This window comes from Streptomyces sp. XD-27 (assembly GCF_030553055.1).
GTDB lineage: Bacteria > Actinomycetota > Actinomycetes > Streptomycetales > Streptomycetaceae > Streptomyces.
The window spans coordinates 636,758-660,740 of the sequence record NZ_CP130713.1 but is presented as its reverse complement, the minus strand read 5'-3'; the positions used below and the strand labels follow the sequence as shown (position 1 = coordinate 660,740).

Annotated in this window: 15 protein-coding genes; 11 read left to right on the top strand and 4 right to left on the bottom strand. The window is 73.8% G+C overall.

The genetic code is table 11. From position 1 onward, the window contains the following. Positions 1-9: 9 nt before the first annotated feature. Positions 10-261 (bottom strand): hypothetical protein, encoded by a 252-nt coding sequence (locus tag Q3Y56_RS02770; protein ID WP_304460378.1) that lies wholly within the window; start codon positions 259-261, stop codon positions 10-12. A 476-nt stretch (positions 262-737) separates the two neighbouring features. Between Q3Y56_RS02770 and Q3Y56_RS02765 the strand changes: the two genes are divergently transcribed. From Q3Y56_RS02765 to Q3Y56_RS02750, 4 genes are all read left to right on the top strand, one after another. Continuing rightward, entirely contained in the window at positions 738-2,477 is a 1,740-nt protein-coding gene (locus Q3Y56_RS02765) for an amidohydrolase (protein WP_304460377.1), read from the top strand. Positions 2,478-2,508: 31 nt separating this feature from the next. Further along, positions 2,509-3,534 (top strand): LuxR family transcriptional regulator, encoded by a 1,026-nt coding sequence (locus Q3Y56_RS02760; RefSeq protein ID WP_304460376.1) that lies wholly within the window; start codon positions 2,509-2,511, stop codon positions 3,532-3,534. A gap of 295 nt (positions 3,535-3,829) precedes the next feature. Beyond that, positions 3,830-5,677 (top strand): asparagine synthase (glutamine-hydrolyzing), encoded by a 1,848-nt coding sequence (gene asnB / locus Q3Y56_RS02755; RefSeq protein WP_304460375.1) that lies wholly within the window; start codon positions 3,830-3,832, stop codon positions 5,675-5,677. Positions 5,678-6,051: 374 nt separating this feature from the next. Beyond that, the gene (locus Q3Y56_RS02750; RefSeq protein ID WP_304460374.1) at positions 6,052-7,782 is read left to right on the top strand and encodes a DMT family transporter; all 1,731 of its coding nucleotides are present in this window, start codon (positions 6,052-6,054) and stop codon (positions 7,780-7,782) included. A gap of 60 nt (positions 7,783-7,842) precedes the next feature. Here the strand turns inward: Q3Y56_RS02750 and Q3Y56_RS02745 are convergent, their stop codons facing one another. Beyond that, positions 7,843-9,000, bottom strand: coding sequence for a CapA family protein (locus Q3Y56_RS02745; RefSeq protein ID WP_304460373.1), 1,158 nt, complete (start codon positions 8,998-9,000; stop codon positions 7,843-7,845). A 506-nt stretch (positions 9,001-9,506) separates the two neighbouring features. Here Q3Y56_RS02745 and Q3Y56_RS02740 point away from each other — a divergent pair. The 5 genes from Q3Y56_RS02740 to Q3Y56_RS02720 are packed head-to-tail and all read left to right on the top strand — an operon-like array spanning position 9,507 to position 13,765. Next, complete coding sequence (locus Q3Y56_RS02740; protein ID WP_304460372.1) at positions 9,507-10,919, top strand: ATP-binding protein; 1,413 nt, start codon at positions 9,507-9,509, stop codon at positions 10,917-10,919. Between the two features lie 33 nt (positions 10,920-10,952). Next, positions 10,953-11,339 (top strand): roadblock/LC7 domain-containing protein, encoded by a 387-nt coding sequence (locus tag Q3Y56_RS02735; protein ID WP_304465453.1) that lies wholly within the window; start codon positions 10,953-10,955, stop codon positions 11,337-11,339. Continuing rightward, positions 11,336-11,716: a DUF742 domain-containing protein gene (locus Q3Y56_RS02730; protein ID WP_304460371.1), complete on the top strand. Its 381-nt coding sequence runs from the start codon at positions 11,336-11,338 to the stop codon at positions 11,714-11,716. Before Q3Y56_RS02735 ends, Q3Y56_RS02730 begins: the two co-directional genes overlap by 4 nt. Beyond that, positions 11,697-12,320 (top strand): ATP/GTP-binding protein, encoded by a 624-nt coding sequence (locus Q3Y56_RS02725; RefSeq protein ID WP_304460370.1) that lies wholly within the window; start codon positions 11,697-11,699, stop codon positions 12,318-12,320. Before Q3Y56_RS02730 ends, Q3Y56_RS02725 begins: the two co-directional genes overlap by 20 nt. Then, a complete protein-coding gene (locus tag Q3Y56_RS02720) occupies positions 12,317-13,765 on the top strand; it encodes a cytochrome P450 (protein ID WP_304460369.1) in 1,449 nt (482 codons plus the stop codon). The genes Q3Y56_RS02725 and Q3Y56_RS02720 overlap by 4 nt, the downstream gene beginning before the upstream one ends. 80 nt (positions 13,766-13,845) lie before the next feature. On the opposite strand, the gene Q3Y56_RS02715 is transcribed toward Q3Y56_RS02720, so the two are convergent. Further along, positions 13,846-14,901, bottom strand: a complete 1,056-nt coding sequence (locus Q3Y56_RS02715; protein WP_304460368.1) for an NAD(P)-dependent alcohol dehydrogenase — start codon at positions 14,899-14,901, stop codon at positions 13,846-13,848. A 148-nt stretch (positions 14,902-15,049) separates the two neighbouring features. Continuing rightward, on the bottom strand, positions 15,050-16,432 hold the full coding sequence (locus tag Q3Y56_RS02710; protein WP_304460367.1) for an NAD(P)/FAD-dependent oxidoreductase: 1,383 nt from the start codon (positions 16,430-16,432) through the stop codon (positions 15,050-15,052). A 467-nt stretch (positions 16,433-16,899) separates the two neighbouring features. On the opposite strand from Q3Y56_RS02710, the gene Q3Y56_RS33340 reads away from it, so the two are divergent. Both Q3Y56_RS33340 and Q3Y56_RS33335 read left to right on the top strand, forming a co-directional pair. Beyond that, positions 16,900-19,998, top strand: coding sequence for a beta-ketoacyl synthase N-terminal-like domain-containing protein (locus tag Q3Y56_RS33340; protein WP_369696702.1), 3,099 nt, complete (start codon positions 16,900-16,902; stop codon positions 19,996-19,998). Beyond that, the gene (locus Q3Y56_RS33335; RefSeq protein ID WP_369696843.1) at positions 19,890-23,981 is read left to right on the top strand and encodes an SDR family NAD(P)-dependent oxidoreductase; all 4,092 of its coding nucleotides are present in this window, start codon (positions 19,890-19,892) and stop codon (positions 23,979-23,981) included. Before Q3Y56_RS33340 ends, Q3Y56_RS33335 begins: the two co-directional genes overlap by 109 nt. Positions 23,982-23,983 lie beyond the last annotated feature (2 nt).

Genomic DNA, 23,983 nt, shown 5'->3' with positions numbered 1-23,983 from the left:
TGGGGCGGTTCAGCGGGTGGCTGTGACTTCCTCGGCGGTCTTGGAGAGAAGCGCCGCGTTGGCGTCGGTGTCATGACTGAGGGCCAGCGACCGACGCGGAAGCCTGGCGAGGTGCTCGGCCAGGGCTGTGGTGCCGGTCGTGGTGGTGGGGGCGAGGCCGAAGATGTCGGGGTAGCGGTCTTCGGACTTCGTCGTGAAGACGTCGGCCTCGGTCAGAGCGCGGTCGTCCTCGACAAGGGCCGGGGCGACCCCGGGGCTCATGGTCGGGAAGAGGAGGCCGGCCGCGTCCGCGCTCGTGGACAGTGTGAGGGCGAGCCACGCAGTGAGTTGGTCGGGGAAGACGGAGCCGGCCGCGGACGAGTTCGCGGGCGAGGCGGGCGACGGCGACGGCGTTCCACCAGGGGCCGAAGTACCAGCGATCAGCGGTGCAACGGGCAGGAGGTTGCGGTGGTCGCCCTCGGAAGTGAGGACTACCCGGTCCTGCCGTGACCAGCGGCGGGACCGGCCACCCCGCCGCGGGGCGGAACATGGGACCGGCGGCGCGCGGGATTACGGTTCACCGCAGGCAACCTTCACCAGTGCTGGCGGCGCTCATGCCGTATCGGTTGAATGACCGATGTGGTGATCCCCCGCCAGGGCCCATAGTCCTCATCGTCCGACCTCGCGACCCCGTCGTACGCGCCCCCACTCCGGGGGGTGTGCGCGCGGCCGCGACGCACCGATGAAAGGACGCCGCCTTGGCCACCCACGCAGACCTGGTCTTCCTCAACGGATCGGTCCTCACCGTCGATCCCGACTTCACCGTCGCCTCCGCGCTGGCCGTGACCGACGGGGTGATCAGTGCCGTCGGCGACCGCGATGACGTTGCCCCGTCCATCGGCCCCGGCACCCAGGTGGTCGACCTCGACGGCGGAACGCTGCTGCCCGGCATCAACGACTCGCATCTGCACGGCTGCGCGTTCGGGATCGGCATGCCCCCGCTGTCGCTGGACGTCAGCCACCCGGCCGTGCGCTCCATCGCCGACGTGGCCGAGGCTGTGCGGGACGCGGCAGCGCACACCCCGGCGGGGGAGTGGATCAGCGGCCACGGTTGGGACCCCGGTTACCTCGCCGAGTGCGTCGCCGACCCCTCCCGGCTGCCGACCCGGCACGATCTGGACGCCGTCAGCCCGGACCACCCGGTGCTGCTGTACTCCTTCTCCGGCCACGCCACCTGGGTCAACTCCGCCGCCCTCGCCCGCGCCGGCGTCGACCGGGACGCCGTGGACGCGTACGGCCCGCTCATTGTCACCGATGCCGCCGGGGAGCCCACCGGCCTCCTTCAGGAAGGCGCGCAGGATCTGGTCCATCGGGCGCTGCCCGCGCTCTCCCCGCAGGTACGCGCCGAGGCGATCAAGTCGACCCTCGCCACCCTGGCCCGGGTCGGCGTCACCAGCTACACCGAACCCGGCCTCGGGCCCGGCGGCGACTCCCTCATGCGCGGGGCCCTCGCGCAGAGCACTTTGGAGGTCTATCGGCGGCTGCTGGCCGGCGGTGAGTTGACCGCGCGGGTCAGCGTGCTGCTGCTGCCGACCGGGATGGTGGGCACCGCCGAGGAGTTCATCCAGGCACTGGGCGGGGCCGGCGGCCTCACGACCGCCGACCCCCGACTGCTCAACGTTGTCGGCGTGAAGATCTTCGCTGACGGCATCGTGCCCAACAAGACCGCCTGGATGCACGAACCGTACGTCGGCGGCGGCTGCGGATCCCTGTGCGTCGGCGGCGACACCGACGACGAGCGCGTCGCCGAGGTCGGCCGGATGATCCGGCACGCGCACGCCGCCGGCTACCAGATCGGCGTCCACGTCACCGGCGACCGCGGCATTGATGCCGTCGTCGACGCCTTCGCCGCCGCGGCCGCCGAACACCCGCGCAACGACCCCCGGCACTACGTCATCCACGGCGACTTCCTCACCGCCCGCAGCATGAAGACGCTCGCCGAGCACGGCTTCGGCGTGAACATGAATCCCACGATCAAATGGGTCGTGGCCGATGTGGAGGAGGAGTTCGTCGGCCCGGAGCGGGCGGCGTATGCGTGGCCGTACCGCGATGCCCTGGACGCCGGGGTGACCGTGGCCAGTGGCTCGGACGCCCCTGTGACCTTCCCTGACTGGCGCCAGGGCGTCGCCACCATGCTGCTGCGGGAGTCCAAGGCGAGCGGCCGGGTCAGCGGGCCGGACCAGCGCATTCAGTTGGCCGAGGCGCTTCGCACCTATACGGTCAACGCCGCTTGGCAGGACTTCGCCGAGGAGTGGAAGGGCTCCCTGGAGGTCGGCAAGGTCGCCGACCTGTGCGTACTCGCCGGGGACCTGCTCTCCGCCGACCCGCGCGACATCCCGGGCATGCCGGTCGTCCTCACCGTCGTCGGCGGCGAGGTCGTGTACGACGCGGCGGACACCCCGACCGAGGCGACGGAAGGCGACACACCCCCGGTTTGACCCGCCCCGCCCAGGTGATCATGCTGGGCGGATGGCGGCGAAGCGGAGCACAGCGGACGTGTTGGACGCGGCCTTGCGGGTACGCGAGGCCGCGCGGCATGCCGTGGCCGGGGCCGCGGCCCCCGACTCCGTCCTCACGGCGCTGTCCGACGTCATCGACTACGACCACGCCTCGCTGTCCCGGTGGGACCCGCTGCGCCGCCGCCACCTCACCCTGGCCGGCAGCTACCCGGCCGACACCGCCGCGTACATCGAGACCCGGCTGCACGACGACCCGGTGTTCGCGCTGATCCGCCATTCGACGGGCGGCACACGGTGGCTGCGCGACGTGCCCGGACAACTGCGGCGGACCTCACCGGGGTTCCGCGAGGTGCTGGAGCCGCGGGGCATCGAGGACGGTGTGGCGCAGTGCCTGTTCGCCCCGGACGGCCGGTACGTCGGAGTGCTCAACGTGAGTACGACGCGGGTACGGGCGCGACAGGACCCCGCCCGGGGCGTGCTGACCCTGCTGGGCGAATGCCTCGCGGCGGTCGCCGACCCGCTGTGGCAGCCGCCGTCCGACGCACCCGGCACGCCGGACGGGACCGCGGACCAGGCATACGCCGTGGCGCTCCCGGCGGCGGAGCGGGCCGCCCCGGTGCCGCTCGCCGGAGCGGCGCCGCCACCGGAGTTCGCCGACGCGGAGTCCCCGTTGACCGTTCTCGTACGGCGGATGGCCGCCCGGCGGGCGCTGCCCGCCACGGTCCTGGTGCCGCACGGCCGACGCCTCCTGGAGCTCCGGCTGTCCCGCCAGGGCGCCGGGACCGTCGTCGTGTGCCGCCCCGTCGCCCGCCCCGCCGGGCTCTCCCCGCGCGAGCTGGAAGTGCTGGCCGAACTCACCCACGGCCGGACCAACCGCGAGATCGCCGCCCGGCTCTTCGTCGGTACGCGTACGGTCGCGACCCACATCGAGCACATCCTCGCCAAGCTCGACGTCGCCAACCGCGCGGCCGCCGCTGCCCGCGCCGCGGCATGGGGGCTCGAGCCGGTGGACGGGACCGGGCCCGCCGCGGGCTGAGGCGGTGTGCCGGGCGCGTACGCCGCCGCGCCGGCATCCGTTATCCGTTACCTGTGTCCCGGATCCCGTGGCCCGCCCCGCCGCACCCGGCACCCGTCGCCCGCCTCGCCGTAACCCGACACCCGGCACCGCGCATGAGCCCGCTCTCGCGGACAGCCCGGCCCCCCGGTCGGGGGTCCAGCCGGTTTTCCTCACCTGTCCGGGAACTCACCCCGGCCGCCGGCCGACTCCTGATGCAGCGGCGCGGCACCCGGCCTCGCGCCCGCGCCCCGACCGCTGAGGAGCCCCCACCACCATGTGCGGAATCACCGGCTGGGTGTCCTTCCACACCGACGCCCGCCACCACACCCCCGCCATCGAGGCCATGACCGCCACCCTGGCCGCCCGGGGGCCCGACGCCGCCGGAATCTGGCTCGGCGAGCACGCCGCGCTCGGCCACCGCCGGCTGGCCGTCATCGACATCGAGGGCGGCGCCCAGCCCATGAGCGCGACCCGCCCCGGCGACGACGCCGCCGCCACCGTGCTCACGTACAGCGGCGAGGTCTACAACCACCACGAGCTCCGCGCCGAACTGCGCCGCCTCGGCCACGGCTTCCGTACCCGCTCCGACACCGAGGTCGTGCTGCGCGCCTACGAGCAGTGGGGAGCCGGGCTCGCCGAACACCTGGAGGGCATGTTCGCCTTCGCGGTCTGGGACGAGCGGCGGCAGCGGCTGCTGCTGGTACGCGACAGGCTCGGCGTCAAGCCCCTGTACTGGGCCCGGATCGGTGGCGGCCTCGCGTTCGCCTCCGAACCCAAGGCGCTGTTCGCCCATCCCGAGCTGAATCCCCGGGTGGACGCCGACGGGCTGCGCGAGGCGTACAGCCTGCTCTTCAGCACCGGCCCCACCCTGTGGAGCGGCGTCCGCGAGGTCCCGCCCGGCGGCCTGCTCACCCTCGACCGGGGCGGCGTCACCGAGCGCCTGTACTGGCGGCTGGAGGCCCGGCCCCACACCGACGACCCGGACGGCACCGTCGAGCGGATCGCCGACCTGGTCGGCCACGCCGCCCGGACCCAACTCGACGCCGACGTCCCCCGCTGCAGCCTGCTCTCCGGCGGCCTCGACTCCACCGTGCTGACCGCCCTCCTCGCCGCGGAACTGCGCCGCCGCGAGGGCCCGGACGCCCGGATCCGCTCGTACGCCGTGGACTACAGCGACCAAGCAGAGCGGTTCACCGGCGACGTCCTGCGCACCGGGCACGACACCCCGTACGCCACCGAGGCGGGCGCGTACATCGGCACCGACCACGCCACGGTCGTACTGGACCCGCACGACCTGCTCGACCCCGAGCACCGCCGGGCGGTCGTCGCCGCCCGCGACTCGCCGATCGGCGTCGGCGACATGGACACCTCCCTCTACCTGCTCTTCGGCCGCATCCGGGAGCACTCCACCGTCGCCCTGTCCGGCGAGGCCGCGGACGAGGTCTTCGGCGGCTACCCCTGGTTCCACGACCCCAAAGCGCTGGCCGCGCCCACCTTCCCCTGGCTGCTGGTGACCGGGGACGAGGCCGCCATGCCGCTGAACCCGGACCTCGCCGCGACCCTGCGGATCGCCGAGTTCCGCGCCGACGCCCACCGCGACGCGCTCGCCGCCGTACCCCACACCGAGGACGAGACCCCGGCCGAGCACCGGCAGCGCGAGATGCAGCACCTCTCACTCACGCGTTGGCTGCGCCAGCTCCTGCACCGCAAGGACCGCCTCAGCATGGCCCAGGGACTGGAGGTCCGCGTCCCGTACTGCGACCACCGGCTCGTCGAATACGCCTTCAACACCCCCTGGGCGCTGAAGAGCCACGACGGCCGGGAGAAGAGCCTGCTGCGGGACGTGGGCACCGGTCTCGCCCCCGCATCGGTTCTGTGGCGGGCCAAGAACCACTATCCGGCCACGCACCACCCCGACTACAACCGCGGACTCCAGGCGATGGCCCGCGACGCCCTGGACGCCCACCACGGGCAGGTGCGCGACATCGCCGACGAGAACGTCGTCAAGGCCTGCCTGGACACCCCGCCCGACGCGCTGTCCTGGGGCCACCGCCTGCGGCTGGAGCGGGTGGTCGACCTCGCCCTGTGGCTGGACCACCACCGGCCCGAGATCAGCCTCTGAGGCCCCGGGACCTCCGCGGGGACATCCCGGTGCCGCCCCCTCGCCCCGGCAGTACGGTGCCGTTCCGTACGCTTGGTCCTTACGAGCTCGGGGGACGGGGGAGGACAGGTGAGAGCCGAGTGAGCACCGGGGATCCGGCCTGCATACGGAAGAGGGGTCAGGAGACCGCCAGGGAACCGCGTTTACCGGCGCAGCGCGGCCCGGGGGAGGAACGGCTCGGATCGGGGGAGGACAGGCTCGGGTCGGGGGCGGACAGGCCCGGACCGGAGGAGGACCGGGGAGGACCGCTCGCGTCCGAGGACGGCGCGCCGCCGGAGAGCGGTGCGCCCTCCGACCGTGGCCGCGGCCGGCTCGGGAAGGTCCTGGCGCACCCCGTGTCCGTCTCGCTCGTCGTCGCCGCGGTCCTGCACCTGGCGTGGGTGCGGCTGATCGCGAACAGCGGAGGCGATCTGGCCGCGCAGGACGCCTGGGCGGAGTTCGCGGCGGACCATCCGGACTACGCGTACTCGCTCGCCTGGTTCGGCGGGATGCACCCGGTGTCGTACAGCGCGCTCTCGCCTTATCTGATGGCGGTCCTCGGCGTCCGCACCACCATGGTGATCGCGGGCACCGTGTCCGCCGGGCTGCTGGCGCTGCTGCTGGTGCGCAGCCGCGCGGTGCGCCGCCCGCTGTGGCCCGCGCTGTACGGGACGGTCGCGCTGATCTGCAACGCGGCCTCGGGCCGGGTGACGTTCGGGCTGGGCATGATGTTCGGTCTGGCGGCGGTGGCCGTCGTCTTCGCGTGGCCGCGGAAGTGGCGGTCGCGGCGGTGGACCCACCGGCTGGCGCGGGGCGGCCTCGCGGCGCTGCTGTCCGGACTGGCGACCGCCTCCAGCCCGGTCGCCGGGCTGTACGTCGGGATCGTGGCCGCGGCCCTGTGGCTGACCGGGCGGCGCGCCGCCGGGTACGCGCTCGGCGTCACGCCCGCGGTGGTGGTCGGTCTGTCTCATTGGCTGTTCCCGTTCTCGGGGACCATGCCGATGAGCCTCAACTCGGGGGTCGTGCCGTTCCTGAGCGGCGTGGCGGCCTTCGTCTTCGCGCCGAAGACGTGGCGTACGGTCCGGATCGCCGGACTCCTCTACGCGGTCGCGGTCGTCCTCGTCTTTCTGATCCCCTCGCAGATAGGCTCCAACATCAACCGGTTCGGCGGGGTCTTCGGCGGGGTGGTGCTGATCGCCGCGCTGCCCGCCCGCAAGGACATCCGTGCCGTGCTGCTGCGTGCCGTTCGCCGGAGGCGGGTCGTGCTGGGCAAGTGGGCCGTGCTGGCCGTGGCCGTCGTGACGGTGGGGACGGATCCCGTGTGGAAGTCGGCCGACGATGTCATCAGGACCACACCGTCGGCGTCCTGGGAGGCGAGCGAGCTGACGCCGCTGCTGGACCGCCTGGCGCAGGAGCACGCGGAGCGCGGCCGGGTCGAGGTGGTGCCCACGAGCAGCCACCGCGAGTCGTCGGCGATCGCACCCCACTTCAACATGGCGCGCGGCTGGAACCGCCAGGCGGACAAGGAGCGCAACCCGCTCTTCTACGACGGCACGCTCGACGCATCCCGCTACCACGACTGGCTGCGGCGCTGGGCGGTGCGCTACGTGGTCCTGCCCGAGGACAAGCCGGACGGTACGGGGGCGGGGAAGGCGGAGGCGGAGTTGGTCGCCGCGGGCCAGCCGTACCTGGACAAGGTGTGGTCCGACGCCCACTGGACCCTGTACAAGGTGCGGGACCCGGTGCCGATGGCGGACCCGCCGGCCGTCGTCCGCAGCGCCCGGGACGTGAAGCTGACCATCGACGTGAAGGCCGCGGGCCCGGTGCTGATCCGGATACCGTACTCGCCCTGGCTCGGCCTGATAGACGCCGAGGGCCGGAACGTCGCACCGCCGAAGCGGGGGCACGGCGGCGCCCCCGCGGTGAACACGCAGGGCTGCCTGGTCAAGGAGGTCCAGGAGGCCCGGGAAGGGCAGCCGAAGGACGAGTGGACGGTGCTGCACGCCCCGCGGCCCGGCACGTACCGCATAGGGGCGCGCTACAAGCTGCCGCGCGGGACGCCGTGCCCCGACGAGTTGGTGGACTGAGGCCGTCACCGGCCGTGGACCGAGGCCGTCACCGGCCCGACCGGGAGACCGGGCGGGCCGTCAGCGGCCCATGACCAGGCCGTCCTGCTCGGCGCCCCGGCTGTGGACGGCGTCCCGGACGCGCTCCAGCGCGGCGCGGTAGCGGCCGTCGCCGGGGTGCTTCTCCAGTGCCCGGGGGAGGTTCACCACGGTGATGGGGTCGTTGTCCACGATGTGCGGGATGAACTCCGCCTTCGTCACGGTCCAGGCCCGGCCGCGGGCGGTGGGCGGGGCGAAGGTGAAGCGCGCGGCCGACCCCATCTGGCCGCGCGCGTCGTTCATGACGCCCGCGACCTGGTCGCCCATGCCGTACACGACCCAGGTGCCGTTGACCTTCTCGTACGCCTGGGGGACGTGGGCGTGGGTGCCGATGACGAGGTCGATGTCGCGGCGGCCGCGGGTGGCCGAGGCGGTGAGTTTCCTGGCGAGGGAGCGCTGGAGCGCGTCCGGCGCCTCCTGCCACTCGGTGCCCCAGTGCGTGCTCACCACGACGACGTCGGCTCCGGCGCGGCGGGCGGCGCGGGCGTCCTTGATGATGCGGGCCGGATCGATGCGGTTGACCAGCCAGGGCTTTCCCTTGGGGACGGGGATGCCGTTCGTCCCGTAGGTGTAGGCGAGTTGGGCGACCTTGGCGCCACCCGCCTTCAGCAGGGTCAGGTGGCGGCGCTCCGCGGCGGAGCGGGCCGAGCCGGCGTGCCCCAGGCCGGCCCGGTCCATGGCGTCGAGGGTGCGGGTCACCCCGGCGGCTCCGGCGTCGAGCGTGTGGTTGGAGGCGGTGGAGCACGCGTCGTAGCCCAGCGACCTGACCGCCTGGGCGAGCTGCGGCGGGGTCTTGAACGCCGGGTAGCCGGTGAACGGCCCGCCGTCGGCCCCGTACACGGTCTCCATGTGGCATATCGCCAGGTCGGCGTCCGTGACCATGGGCTTGACCCCGGTGAGCATGCGCCGGAAGTCGTAGCCGTCGCCGCCCGCGTCCGCCCGCGCCTGACGGATGACCGAGGCATGGATGAGGAGGTCGCCGGTGGCCACCAGGGTGAATCCCCCGGCGTCCCGGGCCGTCGCTCCGGGGGCCTCATGGCGGTCCAGGTGACCCGCGGGCGTACCGCTGCTGCACGCGATGGCCGTACCGGTCAGTGCGGCGGCGACGAGCACCGCGCGCGGGAGCTTGTGAGGGGGCATGGTTCGCACGCATTCATATGAGACAAAAGGGTCGATAGTCGCATGTATTGCGTGCGGGAGGGGTGGCCTTCGCGCGGCGACACGGGAATTCACCGGAACGAGTGACGTCATGCGTCCGATAGGGCTCGGGGCCCGGACCTGTCGTCCGAATAGGTGAGGCGCCCGGGTGTTCGGGCGCCAACTTCGGCCCCGAATCAGCCGGTTGCGGCAGTACGTCCGATGTGAATATCGCACATGAGTACATGCCGGTGAAATATGCGCGCGGGGCTCCGCGGCACGCTGATCTGACTATGCTCGCTGTTGCGCAGCGCGTCAGGACGACTACGGCCCGTGCGACTGCGCCGCCGCCGATCGTGTGCGGCCCCACCACACTCACCCGTGTCGCCCCCACCTTTCCGAGCGCATTGAGGATGTCGATGGTTCGAGTCGGTACGTCACGTGAAGGACCGGAGCCCGGCTCCGCCCGCCCGTGGCTTTTCCTCCCTCTCCTGGTCGCCGTATGCACGATGGCGGCCGTGCCGCTGGCGCCCTCCGGAGCCCGAGCCCCGGTCGGCGTGTGCGGTGGGGTGGCCACCGCGTCGGTGGCGGCCGCCGCCGGCGAGGTCATACGCCGCGGACGGAAGATCGCCGAGCAGGGCAGGCTCCACGCCGAACAGGAGGAACTGCTGCGGAGCCGGCTCGCGGACCAGCAGCGGGAGACCTTCCGGCTGGCCAACGAGCTGCTGCCGATCGTCGTGAAGCGGCTCCAGGGCGGCATGCCCGCCGAGGAGGTCCTGCGGGACCTGCGCTGCGCCTCCATCGTCGACCCGGACTACGAGGCCGCCCACCGCAGGCTGCTGAGCTCGATGGTCAGCATCGTCGACACCGAGGAAGCGCTGCGCGACTCCGCGCAGCGGGCCTTCGTCAACATCGCCCGCCGGGTCCAGGCCCTCGTCCACCAGCAGGCCCAGGACCTGCGGGAGATGGAGGACAAGCACGGCAACGACAAGGTCGTCTTCGCCGACCTGCTGCACATCGACCACGGCACCGCGCTGGTCGGGCGGCTGGCGGACAGCATCGCCGTACTCGGCGGCGCTCGGCCGGGCCGCCAGTGGGTGAAGGAGGTCCCCCTCTTCAACGTGCTCCGCGGCGCCATGTCCCGGATCATGGAGTACCGCCGGGTCGACCTGCACTCGGTGGCCGACATCGCCATCATCGGCGCCACGGTCGAGCCGCTCATCCACGCCCTGGCCGAACTGCTGGACAACGCCACCCGGTACTCGCCGCCGAGCACCCGCGTCCACCTGACCGCGACCGAGGTGCAGAACGGCGTCGCGATCGAGATCGAGGACGCCGGAGTCGGCCTGACCGACGAGGCCGCCAAGCGCGTGGCGTACGCCCTCGACCTGGAAGGCGGCGGGCTGGACGTCGACGATCTCGGGGAGGCGCCACGGCTCGGCCTCGCCGTCGTCGGACGACTCGCCGCGGCCTACAAGTTCGACATCTCGCTGCGCAAGTCCGCGTACGGCGGCGTACGGGCCGTCCTGGTCGTCCCCCAGGACCAGACCACGGCCACCCCCGTGCCCGGCGGCATGATCGCGCGGGCCGCGAAACTGCCGCCGCCCAAGCGCCGGCTGCGGCCGGGCGCCACCCCGCCCCCGGAGCCCGCCCCCGGCGCCGCCACCGAGCCCGAGCCGCACCGCGGCGTCAACGGGCTGCCGCAGCGCCGTCGCCGCGCCCCCGGCTTCCCCGCCCGCGGACGGGCCACGTCCGCGGCCCCCGCCCCCCGTTCGCCCGCGCCCGCCGCGGAGACCAGCAGGCGTACGCCCCCCGCCCCGGGGCTGTGGGTGGCCGACTTCATGTCGGGCCTCAACGGAACGGCCCCATCGGACGGCTCCGACCGCTCGAAAAGTGATGAGCCATCAGGTAAGGATGCGTAGGTAATCAAGGTGACGACACAGCAGCGGCCCAACATGGACTGGATGCTCAAGGATCTGGGCACGAGCGTCCCGCAGATCCGCCATGTCGTGGTGCTGTCCTCGGACGGCCTGTGCATGGCCCGGTACGGCGCCGACATCGACATCGCCGACCGCGTGGCGGCGGCCTGCGCCGGGCTGCAGAGCCTGGCCGCGGCCATCGCGGCGGAGTTCCCGCACGGTGACGGGACCATGCGGCTGGTGGTCCTCGAGGTCGACGCCGGCTTCTTCTATCTGATGGCCGCCGGCGCCGGCGCCTATCTCGCCGCGCTCGCCGACGAAGGGGTCGACGCCGGGCTGATGGCCGCCCGCATGCGGGACCTGGTCGCCCGGATCGGTGAGCACCTGACGAGCCCGCCACGCGCCGACGGGCAGTACGCATGACGGCAGGACCGGAAGCGGAAGACGAACGACCGGAGCGCTGGGACGAGGGCGGGCCCGAGCGGCTGTACATAGTCGGGTCCGGCCGGGACCAGACCGACAAGCGATCGGACCTCGATCTCGTCACCCTGATCGTGGCCCGCGGCACTCCCGGCTCGGACATGCAGCCCGAGCACGGCGCGATCATCCACATGTGCAACTACCCGCTGTCCGTCGCGGAGATCTCCGCCTACCTGCACCTGCCGGTCAGCACGGTGACGGTGCTCCTGGCGGTGCTGCTGGACGGCGGCCACATCGAGGCGCGCGCGCCGCTGCCGACGGCCACGCTGCCCGACATCGCAATCCTGGAGGCGGTGATGCATGGACTGCAAAACCTCTGAGACCGTCGTCGGCCCGCGCAGCGAGGACGCCCTGCCCGCCACGGTGGCCTCGGCCGTCAAGGTGGTGATCGTCGGAGGCTTCGGGGTCGGGAAGACCACACTGGTCGGCTCGGTGAGTGAGATCCGGCCGCTGACCACCGAGGAGACCATGACCGAGGCGGCCGTCGGCATCGACGACATCGCCGGGGTGGAACGCAAGACCTCGACCACGGTGGCCATGGACTTCGGTCGGATCAGCCTCAACCCCCGGCTGGTCCTGTACCTGTTCGGCACGCCCGGCCAGGAGCGCTTCTGGTTCCTGTGGAACGGGCTGTTCGAAGGCGCGCTGGGCGCGGTCGTCCTGGTCGACACCCGGCGGCTGGAGGTCAGCTTCGACGTGATCGGCAAGCTGGAGGACCGCGGCGTGCCCTTCGTCGTGGCCGTCAACGCCTTCCCCGATGCCCCGTTCCACCCCAAGGAGGACCTCCGGGAGGCGCTGGACATCCCCGACCACGTACCGGTGATCGACTGCGACGCCCGCGACCGCATCTCCAGCCGCGACACGCTGATGACCCTCATGCACTATCTGCACGCCCTCGCCACAGGAAACCCGGAGCCCCAGTGACGCCCCCTCAGTTCGACTCCGCCCGCGCTGACTCCGCCCTCGCCCCGCCCCCGGGCTGCCCGGCCCACCAGGGCCTGGACGCCAAGGGCGCGCTGCCGCTCTTCGGGCCCGCATACGAATCCGACCCGCTGCGGGTCTTCGAGCGACTGCGGGCCGAACACGGCGCGGTGGCGCCGGTCCGGCTCATCGGCGACCTCCCCGGCTGGCTGGTGCTCGGCTACCGCGAGATCCTGGAGGTGGTGCGGACGCCCACCCGGTTCTCCCACGACTCGCGGCACTGGCACATGCTGAAGGAGGGCAGGGTCCCCCCGGACAACCCGCTGCTGCCCATCATCGGCTGGAACCCGGACCGGATGACCGCCGACGGCGACGACCACCGGCGGATGCGGGACGCGACCACGCAGTGCCTGGACCGCTTCGACCGCCGGGGCCTGCGCCGGCACGTGATCCGCTTCACCAACCAGCTGGCCGACGCGTTCTCCGCCGAGGGGCGCGCCGACCTGGTGCCGCAGTTCTCCCAGCAGCTGCCCATGCTCGTCCTGACGCAGCTCTTCGGCATGCCCGAGGAGTCCGGCCCGCGCCTGGTCGAGGCCGCCATCGAGCTGGTGAAGGGGTCGGAGAAGGCCATCGCCGGCAGCGAGTACATCAAGGAGACCCTCGCGCGTCTGGTGGCGCGCAAACGCGTGGATCCGGGCAGCGACCTCGCGACCTGGCTGGTCGAACACCCCGCCGGACTCAGTGACACCGAACTCGCCGGCGTCCTGTGGCTCGTCCTCCTCGCCGCGAACGAGAACACCTCCGGCCTGCTGGCGAGCACCTTGCGGATGGTCCTGACGGACCAGCGGTTCCGCGCCTCGCTGGCGGGCGGGCAGATGACCGTGCCCGACGCGGTGGAGCACGTGCTGTGGGACGACCCGCCGACGACCGTGGTCCCCGCCCGATGGGCCACGTCCGACACCGAACTCGGCGGCCGCCCCATCAAGGCCGGGGACATGCTGCTGCTCGGGGTGGCCGCGGGGAACATCGACCCGGCGGTCCGCCCCGACCTCGACGCCCCCATGTACGGCAACCGGTCCCACCTCTCGTTCAGCGGGGGACCGCACGAGTGCCCCGGCCGGGAGATCGCGCGCGCCATCGTCGACACCGCCATCGACGCGCTGCTGGTGCGGCTGCCCGACCTCCACCTCGCCGTGGACGAGGACGAACTCGGCTGGCGGGCCACCACCTGGACCCGCCAACTCACCGTGCTCCCCGCACAGTTCGCCCCGCGGCGGCCGATCCCGGAGGCGTCGGCGCAGGCCGCCCTCCCAGCCGGGCAGCACCAGCCGCTGCCCCAGCTGGAGCCCGCGGCCCCGCCCGCCGCCCCGGCCCCCGTACAGGCCGCCGAGCCCAAGGCCCGTCGGCCCTGGTGGCACCCGCTGACGCGCTGGTTCCGGCGGCGGTAGCCGGACCGGCGTACGGGGCGCGCCGCCGGCCGCCATGAGACGCGGGCCCGGTCAGGGGTGGACCGGGCCCGCTTCGCCGGTCAGATGGTGGCGGTGTCGATCACGAACCGGTAGCGCACATCGCTGGCGAGCACCCGCTCGTACGCCTCGTTGATCTGGTCGGCCCGGATGACCTCGATGTCGGCGCCGAGGCCGTGGGCCGCGCAGAAGTCCAGCATCTCCTGGGTCTCCGCGATGCCGCCGATCATCGAACCGGCGAACGACCTGCGCTGGGTGATGAGCGCGAACGGGGCGATGGGCAGCGGCTGCTCCGGCGCGCCGAGCTGCACCAGGGTGCCGTCGGTCTTGAGGAGACCGAGGTAGGCGTTCAGGTCCAGGTCGGCGGAGACGGTGTTGACGATCAGGTCGAAGGTGCCCGCCAGCGCCTCGAAGGTGGCCGGGTCGGAGGTGGCGTGGTAGTGGTCCGCGCCGAGCCGCAGCCCGTCGTCCTTCTTCCGCAGCGACTGGCTGAGCACGGTGACCTCGGCGCCCATCGCGTGCGCGATCTTCACGCCCATGTGGCCCAGACCGCCCAGGCCCACGACGGCGACCTTCTTGCCGGGGCCCGCCTGCCAGCGGGCGAGCGGCGAGTACAGCGTGATCCCGGCGCAGAGCAGCGGGGCGGCCTCGTCGAGCGCGAGACCCTCCGGGATGCGCAGGGCGTAGTGCTCGTCGACGACGAGGTGGGTGGAGTAGCCGCCCTGGGTGGGCTCGCCGTCCCGCCCGGTCGCGCCGTACGTGCCGACCAGGCCGCCCTCGCCCGTGCAGTACTGCTCCAGGCCGGCCGCGCAGTTCTCGCAATGGCGGCAGGAGTCCACGAAGCAGCCCACGCCGACCCGGTCGCCGACCGCGTGGCGGGTGACCGAGGAGCCGACCGCGGAGACGACGCCCGCGATCTCGTGACCGGGGACGAGCGGGAAGTGCCCGCCCTCGCCCCATTCGCCCCGTGCGCTGTGGATGTCGGAGTGGCAGATGCCGGCGTACTTGATGTCGATCAGGATGTCGTGCTCGCCGAGCTCACGGCGAGTGATGGTGGTGCGCTCCAGCGGAGCCTTCGGTGCGGGTGCGGCGTAGGCGGCGACAGTGGTGTGGCTCATTTCCCCAACCCTGCGGGGGCCGGGCCGGGCGGACAAGAGCTCCCTTGGACCTAGGACCGGCGTGCCTAGGACTGGCAGTACCACCCAGGGACGCGGGCCGTCGCCCGTGCCCCTGGGTGCGCGGACCGTCGCCCGCGCCGGACCCGACTCAGCCGACGGTGCTCCGCGGGCGTACGGGCGGGCCCGCGAGACCGGGCCGGCGTGGCAGGAGGAGCGTGCGCAGGGCGACGGAGGGGGCGAGCAGCCGGCCCGGCCCCGCGGTCATGAACGTGAGGTCGCGGAAGGCGGCCCCGACCGTGCGGTCGATGGCCGCGCGGGCCACAAGACGGTTGAAGTACCAGGTCCGCAGCCGTTCGGGGAGACCCGGCGGCGTGGTGTCGTCGGCCGCGGCGTACGGCCGGTCCGCGCCGACGGCGGTCATCCAGGCGGTGTCGCCGGCCCGGGCCGTGGCCGCCTGGGCCGCCGCGGCGAAGCCGGGCGCCGACAGATCGCGGGCCGAGGCGATGTCACGCAGGGCGCGGGCGCTCATCGCGGCGACCGACATGCCCTGGCCGTAGATCGGATTGAAGGTGCAGGCGGCGTCGGAGACCACGACGAGGCCGTCGGGCACCCCGCCCGGCGCCTCGTAGCGGCGACGGCGGTTGGAAGTGTCGCGGAAGCCGTACGCCGGGGCCACCGCCTCGGCGGCCCGGACGTGGTCGCGCAGGTGCGGCTCGTCGAGGGAGGCCACGAAGTCCAGGACGCCGGCGGACTCGGTCGGCGGGTGGTGGCCGCGCACCCCGGCCAGGGTGAGCAGCCAGTTGCCGTCCTCCACGGGGCACCAGACCGCGCCCCGCGGGCAGTCGGCCCGGGCCTGGACCGCGATCCCCGCGTCGAGCGGCGCGGCGGGCCGGAACATCTGCGTCGTGTAGGCGATCCCGGCGTCCACGACCTCCTCGCGCGGGGGCCGGCGGCCCAGCTCCGCCAGCCACCTCGGGGCGCGCGAGCCGCGCCCGGACGCGTCGACGACGAGGTCGGCGGGCAGTTCCCGCTCCGCGCGCCCGGCGTCGCGGGAGCGGACCCGAATCCCCGTGACCCGGTCCGCGCCGCCCAGCAGGCCGACGGCCTCGCTGCCCTCCAGCACCGCCACCCGGGTGCGGGACTTCGCGGCATCGGCCAGCACCCGGGCGCGCACGGTGGCGTCGAAGACCGGGCGGGTGCAGCTGATCATGGAGTGCCGGCCCTCGTGGTAGCGCCGCTGCCAGCCGCTCGGGGCGCGGGTGAGGAAGTCGCGGGGCGCCTCCAGGCGGCGCGCCCCCGCGGCCTCGAGTTCCGCGAGCGTTCCGGGCAGCAGGGACTCCAGGGCGCGCTGGCCGCCGGTGAGGAAGACGTGCAGGTGCCGACTCTGGGGCACGCCCTTGCGGAAGACGGGCTCGGCCGGGTAGCGGTCGCGTTCGACGACGGTGACCGTGTCCACATGGTCGAGCAGTGCCCCCACGGCCAGCATCCCCGCCAGCCCGCCGCCGACCACCACCGCGTCACTCACCGGCACTCCATCCTCTCGGGAACATGGGCTGCCAGCCTGACGGGGCGCCAGGAAGGCGTCAACCGCCGCCCCTTGGGGAAATTGCTGATGCCCCATTAATAGCGGTAAGTGCGGACACGTAATGACCAGCCGCTCATGGCCGGTGGCAGCTCGACCGGGTCGATGTCGATATTCGAGTGGCGGGGCCGCCACTGGCCGTAGCGTGGGGGCGAAGTTCGCAGCCGAAGCCGTTAGGGGATACAAATTCAGTCAGTTGTCGAATTATCATCCCTGCGCGTGTGATCTTGCGCACAGAATGCGTTTTCTGATGTGTGCCGAGAGTTTCATGGGCATGGCAGGCACGTATCAGCCACATGGTCTCGGGATTGCGGACGTGGGAAACGCCCCGTTTTGCAATGGCGGAACGGCTCGGGTTCACCGGCGGGTTACCCGCAGTTGGTGACAGAGAGTGAGTCGGTGCGGGATGTAGTTAGTTGACCGCAGCGAAAACTGCCCAGTTAACTACCAGCGATCAGCAGATCGTGCAGTCGGGAGACTTCATGCGGATGCCGGGTTCCAGCAGCTCCACCCAGCCCTCCCTTTTCCCTGTCGTCATAGCCGTCAATCCGGTGCACCGGCCGTCCCCGCGGCTCACCGCCGCCGCGGCACGGGCGGGCGCGCTCGGAGTGCTGGAACTGCCCGTCGGCGATCCCGGAGAACTCGCCGACGTGCTCGACCGCGCCAGCCGCTGGTCGCCGCGGCCTTTCGGCATACGGATACGCCCCGGCTGCGCCGTGCGCGCCGACGAACTGCCCGAACAGGCCGGCACGGTACTCCTCGCGGACCCCCGCCGCTCGGCCGGGGAGTTCCCCGGACGCCAGGTCCTCGTGGAGGTGACGGACCGTGAGGAAGCGCTGCGCGCCGCCGAGTCCGGGGCCGCCGGGCTGATCGTCCGCGGCAGCGAGAGCGGCGGGCGGGCCGGGCCCTTGAGCACCTTCGTCCTCCTCCAGCGGATTCTCGCCGAAGAGGCGCTCGCGCTGCCCGTCTGGGCATGCGGCGGAATCGGGCCGCACACGGCCGCCGCCGCCGTCGCCGGAGGCGCCGCGGGCGTCGTGATCGACACCCAGCTCGCCCTGTACGACGAGGCCGGTCTGCCGATGGCGGTGGCGGCCGCGCTCACCGGCCTCGACGGCTCCGAGACCGTCACCCACCACGGCATCCGCGTGCTGCGTCGGCGCGGCCCCGGCGCCCCCGAACTCCCCGAGGGTGCCGAGGAGTTCGCCGCCCGCATCGGCAGCGACGACCTGCGGACCCAGTTCCTGCCGGTCGGACAGGACGCCTTCCTCGCCGACACCTTCGCCCGCCGCTGGCGCACGGTCGGCGAAGCCGTCAAGGGGCTGCGCTCGGCCATCGAGGCGGCCTTCGAGGACGACGCGCCGGCCACCGCCCTCGGCGCCGGCTCGCCCGGCGCCCGCGCCCTGGGCACCGCACTGCCCGTCGCCCAGGGCCCGATGACCCGCGTCAGCGACCAGCCCGCGTTCGCAGCCGCCGTGGCCGCCGAGGGCGCGCTGCCCTTCCTCGCCCTGGCGCTCGCCTCCGGGGAGCAGACCCACACCCTGCTGGAGCGCACCCGCGACGCGCTCGGCGACGCCCCGTGGGGCGTCGGCGTCCTCGGCTTCGCCGACGAGGAGATCCGCTCCGCCCAACTGGACGTCGTACGGGAACTGAAGCCGACCCACGCCATCATCGCGGGCGGCCGGCCCCCGCAGGCCGCCGCCCTGGAAGCGGCGGGCATCACCACGTTCCTGCACGTTCCGTCCCCCGGCCTGCTGCGGCAGTTCCTCGGCGCCGGAGCCCGCCGGTTCATCTTCGAAGGCGCCGAGTGCGGCGGCCACGTCGGCCCCCGCAACAGCTTCCCGCTGTGGGAGGCCCAGATCGGCGTCCTCCTCGACTTCGTGGCCGCCGAGCCCGTCGCGGCCGCCGAGCTGACCGTCCTCTTCGCGGGCGGGGTGCACGACGAGCGGTCCTCCGCCATGGTCGCCGCCCTGGCCGCACCCCTGACCCGGGCGGGCGTCGCGTACGGCGTGCTGATGGGCACCGGCTACCTCTTCACCGAGGAAGCGGTACGCGCCGGCGCGATCCAGCCGCTCTTCCAGCGCCAGATCCTCGCCGCCGACCGCACCGACCTGCTGGAGACCGCGCCCGGCCACGCCACCCGGTGCGCGCACAGCGCCTTCACCGCCGACTTCGCCGACCGCAAGAGCACCCTGCGCGAACAGGGCGTACCCGACCGCGAGATCTGGGAGCAGCTGGAGAAGTTCAACGTCGGCAGGCTCCGCCTGGCCAGCAAGGGCATCGAGCGGGTCGGCGGCGAACTGCGCCCGGTCGACGAGGAACGCCAGGCCGGCGAGGGCATGTTCATGGCCGGCGAGGTCTGCGTCCTGCGCGACCGGACCACCACCGTCGCCGCGCTCCACGCGTCCGTCGGCGAGGGCGCCGCCCGCCACCTGCGCGCCAGGGCCGGTGAACTCCGCACCCGCCTGGGCCTGGACCGGACCGCCGAAGAGCCCGCGCCCGCACCGCTGCGGATCGCGGTGGTCGGCATGGCCGGCATGTTCCCCGGCGCCGAGGACCTGTCCGCCTTCTGGGCCAACATCCTCTCCGGCAAGGACTGCGTCACCGAGGTCCCCGGCCACCGCTGGGACACCGAGCGCTACTACGCGCCGGACGGCGACGGCGAGCGGACCCCGTCCCGGTGGGGCGGCTTCCTGCCGGAGATACCCTTCGACCCCCTCCAGTACGGCATCCCGCCCGCCTCCCTGGCCGCCATCGAACCCGTCCAGCTCCTCGCGCTGGAGGCCGCCCGGCGCGCCCTGACCGACGCCGGCTACGCCACGGCCGGCACCGACCACGCCCGTACCTCCGTGGTCTTCGGCGCGGAGGCGGGCAGCGACCTGTCCAACGCCAGCACCCTGCGCACCGTTTTGCCCGCCTACATCGGCGAGCTGCCGCCCGCACTCGACGCGCAGCTGCCGCGGCTGACCGAGGACTCCTTCCCCGGCCTGCTCGCCAACGTCATCGCCGGACGGATCGCCAACCGCCTCGACCTCGGCGGTGCCAACTACACCGTCGACGCCGCCTGCGCCTCCTCCCTCACCGCCGTCGACGTCGCCTGCAAGGAACTGTCCACCGGCACCAGTGACCTGGTGCTGTGCGGCGGCGCCGACCTGCACAACGGCATCAACGACTATCTGCTCTTCTCCTCCGTTCACGCGCTGTCGCCCTCGGGGCGCTCGGCGACCTTCGACTCCGCCGCCGACGGCATCGCGCTCGGCGAGGGCGTGGCCTGCGTCGTACTCAAGCGGCTCGCCGACGCCGAACGCGACGGGGACCGGATCTACGCCGTGATCGACGGCGTCGGCAGCGCCAGCGACGGCCGCGCGCTCGGCCTGACCGCGCCCCGCCCGAAGGGCAGCGCGCCGCGCTGGACCGCGCGTACCGCAACGCCGGGGTCTCCCCGGCCGACGTCGGCCTCATCGAGGCGCACGGCACCGGCACCGTCGTCGGCGACCGCACCGAACTCGCCACCCTGACCGAGGTCTTCGCCGAAGCCGGCTCCGCGCCCGGCTCCTGCGCGATCGGCTCGGTGAAGTCCCAGATCGGCCACACCAAGTGCGCCGCCGGGCTGGCCGGGCTGATCAAGACGACCCTCGCGCTCCACCACGGGATCAAGCCCCCGACCCTGCACGTACGGGAGCCGAACGCGGCCTGGGACGCCGAGCGCAGCCCCTTCGTCTTCCACACCGCCGCCCGCCCGTGGGCCGCCGAACCCGCCGAACGGGTCGCGGGCGTGAGCGCCTTCGGCTTCGGCGGCACGAACTTCCATGTCGTCCTGCGCGCCTACGACCAGGCCCCCGCCCCGCACGCCCTGGACGCCTGGCCCGCCGAACTCCTCACCTTCCGCGGCCAGGACGCCGCCGCGGCCCGCCGCGCCGCCCGCGGCCTGCTGGAACTGGTGGAGCGCGGCGGCACCTGGCGGCTGCGGGACTACGCGCGGACCGCCGCCCGCCGCGGCGACCAGGCCGCGCTGCGCGGCGAACCGGTACGGATCGCGGTCGTCGCCCCGAGCCTGACCGAGCTGCCCGCCCTGCTCCGCCGGGCGGCCGACGGCGAACACGACCCGGCGGCAGGGCTCTTCGCGGACCGTGGGGAAGAGCCGGGCGAGGCAGCCGGCTCCGCCGCGGACACCGGCATCGGCACATCCGCCGCCGTGGAGTCTGGCATCGGCGCATCCGCCGCCGCGGACCAGGCTCCCGCCGACCCCGGCAAGCTGGCGTTCCTCTTCCCCGGTCAGGGCAGTCAGCGGCCCGGCATGCTCGCCGACCTCTTCGTCGCCTTCCCCGAGCTCCAGCGCTATCTGCACCTCGGCGCGCGCTGGGCGGACACGCTCTACCCGCCCGCCGCGTTCGACGAGGCCGCCAAGGCCGAGCAGCTCGCCCGGATCACCGACACCGCCGTCGCCCAGCCCGCGCTCGGCGTGGTCGAGCTGGCCGCCGCCGAACTGCTGGCCATGGTCGGCGTACACCCCGACATGGCCGCCGGGCACAGCTACGGCGAGCTCGTGGCCCTCGGCGTGGCCGGGGCGCTCGCACCGCACGACGTACTCACCGCCAGCGCCGCACGCGCCGAGGTGATCCTGGCCGAGGTCGCCGCGGGCGACCCCGGCGCGATGGCCGCCGTCACCGCCACCCCCGAGCAGGTCGACGAGGTCCTGCGGTCGGCAGGCCTGGACACCGAGGTCGTCACCGCGAACCGCAACTCGCCCCGGCAGACGGTGATATCCGGCCCGACGGAGCGGGTCGCCACGGCCGTCGGCCGACTGCGCGACGCCGGCCACCCGGTCAAGCCGCTCCAGGTGGCCTGCGCCTTCCACAGCCCTTTGGTGGCCGGCGCGGGCGAGGCCTTCGCCCGCCGCCTGGACCCGCTGACCGTGCGCCCGCCCCGCGTCGAGGTCTGGGCCAACCGCACGGCCGAGCCGTATCCGGCCGATCCCCAGGAGATACGCGCCGGGCTCGCCGCGCAGATCGGCGCGCCGGTCCGGTTCGCCGAGCAGATCGAGGCGATGTACGCCGCCGGCGCCCGTACCTTCGTCGAGGTCGGCCCCGGCCGGGTGCTGAGCCGACTGGTCGCGGCGCAGCTCGGCGACCGCCCGCACCGCACGGTCCAACTGGACGGCGGCGGCCGCGCGGGCGGGCTGACCGGCTTCCTCACCGCCCTCGCCGGGCTCGCGGTCAGCGGCGTGGACCTGCGCACCGGTCCGCTCTTCCAGGGCCGCGACGCGGTCGACGCGGAGACCGCCCCGGCGGCACGGCCCGCCGGCTGGACCGTGGACGGCCAGCTGCTGCGCCTCGCCGACGGCACCATCCCGCCCCACGCCCTGCAACCCGCCCGAGTCGTCACGGAGCTGAACGTGTCGGAGAACGCCACCCCCCACGGCATACCGCTGTCCGGACCCGACGCCCTGATCACCGAGTTCCTGCGCACCAGCCGGGAGATGGTCGCCGCGCAGCGCGACGTCCTGCTGCGCTACCTCGGTGCAACGGACGCCGTCCCGGCCGCCCCCGCCCTCCCCGTCGTCCCCGCGGCGACCGCCGCACCGGCCATCCCCGCGGCCGTCCCCGCGGCCCTCGTCGCCCCGGAACCGGCCGCACCCCCCACTACCCCCGCCGCGCCGGACCGCGAGGCCGTGCTGGCCTCGGTGTTGTCGGTGGTGGCGGAGCGTACGGGGTATCCGGTGGAGATGATCGAGCCGGGTTTGGATCTCGAGGCGGATCTGAGTGTGGATTCGATCAAGCGGGCTGAGATTGCGGGTGAGTTGGCGGCGCGGTTGGGGCTGCCGGTGGACGCGGGTGCCGATCTGGAGGGGTTGAGTACGGCGCGTACGGCCGCGGGGATCGCGGGGCTGCTGGCCGAGCGGCTCGGTGGACCGGCCGATCCCGAGCCCGGCCCCGCCGCTTCCGTCGCCTCCATCGCTTCCGCCGGGGTTGCGGGGACGGCCGCAGCGACCGCGGGGGCCGGGACGGCCTCCGCGACCGGTTCGCCCGCCGCCGAGGTCCTGCCCCCGCAGCGCCTGGAGTTCACCGAGGCCGAGCTGCCCGCCGTGACCGGAACCGTCGCACCCGGCGCCACCGTGTGGATCCTCGGTGGCGGCGACGGCGGGGATGGCGGGGAGAGCGGCGCGGTGGCCCGGGCCGTGGCCGAGCGGCTGACCGCCGCCGGTGCGCGCTCCCGGCGGATCACCGGCGGCGACCTGCCCGACGGGAGCGCCGACGCCGTCCTGTTCCTGGACGCCCTCGACGCGGCCGAGCCCCCGCTGCCGGAGACGTTCGAGCTGTACCAGCGGGTCCTGGCCACCGGGCCCCGCCGGCTGCTCGCCGCGGACCGCAGGACCGAGGGCGCGGCCACCGGACTGCGCGGCTTCTTCCGCACCGTCGCCCGCGAGTACCCCGAACTCACCGCGACCCTGGTGGAGGTGGCGGCCGACGCAAGCCCGCGGGCCGTGGCCGACACCCTGGCCGCCGAACTCGCCGCCACCGACCGGGAACCGGTCGTCCTCAGCCGCGGCGGCACCCGGCGCGCCCTGCGGCTCACCCCCACCGGCCTGGGCACGCTCGGCGCGACCGGCGCCGGACCGGCCGGGGACGGCGCCGCCGAGGCCGCGGCGGCCGGGCTCGACCGCGACTCCGTCGTCCTGCTGGTCGGCGGCGCCCGCGGCATCACCGCCCGGTTCGCCCGCACGCTGGCCGCCACCAGCCGCTGCCGCATCGAACTGATGGGCCGCACCCCCGTCCCGCCGGAGTCCGAGGACCCGGCGACCGCCGGCGCGCAGGGCCGGGACGGGCTGCGCGCCGCCCTCCTCGCCTCCGGCATGTCCGCTCCCGCCCAGATCGAGCGCCGCGTGGCGGCCGTGCTCGCCGAGCGCGAGGTACGCGCCACCCTCGCCGCCCTGCGCGACCTGGGCAGCGAAGCGCGCTACCACTGCGTCGACGTCCTCGACTCCGAAGCGGTACGGGCCGCGGTGAAGGCCGTCCACGCCGAGCACGGCAGGCTCGACGGCGTCGTCTACGCGGCCGGGGTCATCGAGGACAAGCTGATCGCCGAGAAGTCGGCGGAGTCCTTCCGCCGGGTGTTCGCCACCAAGGTCGACGGCGCCCGCGTCCTGCTGGACGCGGTCGACGCCACCCCCGCCGAGCCCCGGTTCGCGGTGCTGTTCGGCAGCATCGCGGGGGCGCTGGGCAACCGGGGCCAGAGCGACTACGCGGCCGCCAACGACGCGCTGGAGGAGCTGGGCCGCCGCTGGTCCACCGGCGACCGGCGCGGCCTGACCGTCCACTGGGGGCCGTGGGCGGCGGCCGAGACCGGCGGCGGCATGGTCACCCCCGAGCTGATGCGCTCGTACGCGGCGCGCGGCATCAAGCTCATCGACCCCGAAGAGGGGCCGCTGAGCCTGCTGCGCGAACTCGCCTGGGGCGCGCCCACGGTGCACGCCGCGGTCTACACCGCGTCGGGGTGGTGACC